This is a genomic window from Planktothrix sp. FACHB-1355, assembly GCF_014748295.1.
Taxonomy (GTDB): Bacteria; Cyanobacteriota; Cyanobacteriia; order Cyanobacteriales; family Aerosakkonemataceae; genus Aerosakkonema; species Aerosakkonema funiforme_A.
This window is the reverse complement of sequence record NZ_JACJUP010000805.1, coordinates 1-3352: the sequence shown is the minus strand read 5'-3', so window position 1 is coordinate 3352 and position 3352 is coordinate 1. Positions and strand designations below refer to the sequence as shown.

Sequence of the window (3352 nt, the reverse complement as noted above, 5' to 3'; positions counted from 1 at the left end):
GGGAGCAAGTGTGGCCGAACTGAATTTTAAGAGCATTACCGATCAGCTCTCGGCGTTGATGTACGAGTATCCGTTCCGCGTACCCGCTTACTACGCTTTAATCATTCGTTCTCTGGTTACTTTGGAAGGGATTGCGATTTATATCGATCCTGAGTTTAAGGTTCTCAGCAAAGCTTATCCCTACGTTGCCAAACGTCTGCTGACCGATCCGGCATCGGAATTACGCACTTCGCTGCGGGATCTGCTGTTTAAAGATGGCAAGTTTCGCTGGAATCGTTTGGAAAATTTGCTGCGGAATGCGCGGATTTCTCAAGATTACGATATCAACCAGGTGTTGAATCAAACGGTGGACTTTCTGTTTTCGGAACGGGGTGAGTTCATCCGCAAAAATCTCGCTGATGAAATTGTCAATAGTTTAGATGCGCTGACGCGCAATGCTTTGCAAAACTTTACCTATGCTGTTCGCGAACGGGTTGGCTTAGCGGTAAACGAGAAGCCGATCGCTAATGATACGCCCAGTAGCTTAGAGCATATAAAACGGATTTGGCAAATTCTGCAAGAAACTCCTGGCTTTGACGCTCAGCAGTTGCTACCCCTGATTCCCAAACTGTTGGTGAAGCCAGAAACGCAACAGATGGGTCAGCAAGTGGCGAGCGGTTTAGCCCAACGTGCGGCGGCGCGGCTGATCCGGGAAATTTTAGTCGCGGAAGAAGGCGATCGATCTCAGCAGAACGGCCACAAGTCTAACCCTCGATTGGCACTGCCGGGAGGAACTAGGGGCTAGGGAAAGAGTGGGGGAGTGGGGGAGTGGGGGAGCGGAAGAATTAATATTTTCCCTTTTCCGCTTTTCCTTTTTCCCTTTTCCCTTTTCCCTCTTCCCTCTTCCCGACGCCCGACGCCCGACGCCCGACGCCCTACCTCCTAGCCCCTAACCCCTAACCCCTAACCCCGACGCGCTAAGAATTTTTCAGCTTGGCTTCTAACTCTTGAATCTTATTCTGACAAGCTTCGAGTTCGGAGTTAAAGCGGGTCAGAATTTCCTGTTTTTCGGCTTCTAAGACTTGAATCTGTTTTTGCAGCTTGATCTCCAACTGTTGAATTTCTTCCCTACGGGCTTCTAGTTCCACGGAACGGCGGGCCAAATCTTGCTTCTCTATAGTGAGGGATTGCAGCCCTTCTTCTACCCGTTCCTTTTCCTGCCGCAAGAAAGCTGGGGTAATACCACTGCTGAGATAGTTTTTCACCAAATCCAGCACCCAGTCCTTTGCACTTTGAACGCTCAAAATCTGCCGCGTTGGGGAAATATCGACTAAAACCAGGGAGCCATCATTACTGCAATCCGTCTCTGTAGCTGAAATCTCGTCAATCTCGCTTATTAATGCCCAAGTATATGCAGATTCTTGGCGAGCTATCAATCGCAGCTTGGGCTCGCCTGACAATCCTTGCTTTTGCACCTGGGCTAAATGTAGCATTGCCTTTATTGTTTACTACTTCACGTCCAATTTTATATACAACTCCCCCCATGAAAACCTAGCACCCTTAAGTATGGGAGAACGGGTTGCACCTAAAGGTGCAGTATAGTACGCTAATGGACAACCTGGCGAAAACTATTTAAACCCCAAAGCAATTGAAAACGCCAGAGCCCAGACAAAGCAATACTAAGGTATTTGAGGATGGGAGGCTGGGGAAAATGAGCGATATATGGAAACCACATCCCCACGCTGGCTAGTTCGCCGAGATATAGACGGATTCTTTGGATTAGCACTTGACAATTTTATTCAAATTCTACTGATTGTAAATCTCTGTGGAGGGGTACTGGGCTTCCCCGCTGCCATGATTTACGGACGCATCCTACCGGGAGTAGCACTGAGTTTAATAGTTGGTAATTTTTATTACAGTTGGCTGGCCTACAAGCAAGGCCAACAGCAGCAAAGAGAGGATATCACGGCTTTGCCTTATGGTATCAATACAGTGAGTCTGTTTGCTTATGTTTTCTTGGTAATGTTACCGGTGAAGTTGGGTGCGATCGCTAACGGTATCCCCCCAGAACAAGCGGCGGAATTAGCTTGGCAAGCAGGTTTGGTGGCTTGTTTGGGCAGTGGTGCGATCGAATTCGGCGGTGCTTGGATTGGCAATACTCTCCGGCGTATGGCTCCCCGTGCTGCTCTCCTCTCTACTTTAGGCGGTATTGCGCTCACTTTTATTGCGATCGGCTTTTTATTCCGTACTTTTGCCAACCCAGTTGTAGGTTTAGTGCCATTAGGCGTAATACTCCTCACTTATTTCGGGCGAGTCAAATTCGGTATTCCGGGTGGTTTGTTAGCAGTGTTGCTGGGAATTGCGCTAGCTTGGGGAACGGGATTGATGAGTTGGGATAGCGCCCGTTTTGCCGATGCTGTAAAACCTATAGGTGTTTACTTACCCGGTTTCTTTTTAGGTGATTTGTGGCAAGCACGGGGGGTATTGCTGGAATATGTCAGCATTATCCTCCCGATGGGATTGTTTAACCTCATCGGTAGCATTCAAAATTTGGAAAGTGCGGAAGCGGCGGGAGATACTTACCCGGCGGCACCTTGCCTTGCTGCGAATGGGATAGGCACAATTGTAGCGGCTATCTGCGGTTCTTGTTTCCCCACTACTATTTATATCGGTCATCCGGGCTGGAAAGCGATGGGGGCAAGGATTGGTTATTCCGTTCTCAATGGCGTAGTGATGGGTTTGCTGTGCTTGAGCGGTACTGTGGCGCTATTAGCTTATTTTGTACCCATTGAAGCGGGAATGGCGATCGTTCTTTGGATCGGTATTGTGATTGTTGCACAGAGCTTTGAAGCAACGCCAATTCATCATGCGCCTGCGGTTGTGGTAGGATTGTTGCCTGCGATCGCGGGTTGGGCAGCACTGATAGCTAAAAATTCCCTCCGCGCCGCTGGTTTGGGTACGCCAGAAAAACCATTTACTGCCGATTTAGTACCTCTATTTAAACTTAGCGATACTTACATTGATGGAACTTTTGCCCTCGAACAGGGTTTCATTTTTTCGGCAATGATTCTATCAGCCATTACTGTCTACATCATAGAACGGCAATTTCGTCAAGCAGCATTTTGGTCATTAGGTGCAGCCTTACTTTCCTGGGTAGGATTAATGCACGCTTACAATTGGACAGTTGCCGATACAGTAATTAAATTGGGTTGGGGTGCGGGAAGTTCTTGGGCAGTAGGTTATATTTTGCTGGCGATTTTGTTTTTCTATGCAGCATGGCAAGAGCGAAATTCGCGAAACGAAAGGCAATCTATGGTTGATGAAGATGGCGATGATAAAACGCCCAACCCATAGTGTAGTCGCATTCAGAAAT

The 3352-nt window shown here is 48.0% G+C and carries 2 protein-coding genes and 1 pseudogene; 2 read left to right on the top strand and 1 reads right to left on the bottom strand.

Going from position 1 to position 3352, the window contains the following annotated elements; all coding sequences use genetic code 11:
- Positions 1-784 (top strand): annotated as a pseudogene (locus H6S82_RS25175) (AarF/ABC1/UbiB kinase family protein); the annotation flags it as partial.
- 172 nt (positions 785-956) lie between these two features.
- On the opposite strand, the gene H6S82_RS25170 reads toward H6S82_RS25175, so the two are convergent.
- Positions 957-1472 carry a hypothetical protein gene (locus H6S82_RS25170; RefSeq protein WP_190466852.1) on the bottom strand — a complete coding sequence of 172 codons (516 nt, stop codon included), beginning with the start codon at positions 1470-1472 and terminating at the stop codon, positions 957-959.
- A gap of 229 nt (positions 1473-1701) precedes the next feature.
- On the opposite strand from H6S82_RS25170, the gene H6S82_RS25165 reads away from it, so the two are divergent.
- On the top strand, positions 1702-3333 hold the full coding sequence (locus H6S82_RS25165) for an NCS2 family permease (protein ID WP_190466849.1): 1632 nt from the start codon (positions 1702-1704) through the stop codon (positions 3331-3333).
- The last annotated feature ends 19 nt before the right edge of the window (positions 3334-3352 follow it).